The 296-nt window shown below is 43.2% G+C and carries 1 protein-coding gene; it reads left to right on the forward strand.

The window, feature by feature from the left end; translation table 11 throughout:
* Positions 1–296, forward strand: a 296-nt coding sequence (locus CWC11_RS21280; RefSeq protein ID WP_138684203.1) for an LrgB family protein, incomplete at both ends; no start/stop codon positions are given.

Genomic DNA, 296 nt, shown 5'->3' on the forward strand with positions numbered 1-296 from the left:
TATTACTCACTAAGTTCGACTACAAGGTATATCAACAAGCAACGCTACCAATTCATTACTTGTTAGAGCCAGCGGTCGTTGCACTCGCTTACCCTTTGTATAAACAATTTCACCAAATTAAACCGGTATTTTTTGCATTGTGCTTAACCAGTTGGTTGGGTGTTTCACTGTCTACGTTAAGCGCTTTTCTTATTTGCCAGTTTTTTGCAGCCGATCCGCAGCTCTCAGCTTCAATGGCGGCCCTGTCGGTTACAACACCAATCACCTTACTCATTAGTGATTATCTCGGGGGGATC

The sequence above is a fragment of the Pseudoalteromonas sp. S3178 genome (assembly GCF_005886985.1).
GTDB classification, from domain to species: domain Bacteria; phylum Pseudomonadota; class Gammaproteobacteria; order Enterobacterales; family Alteromonadaceae; genus Pseudoalteromonas; species Pseudoalteromonas carrageenovora.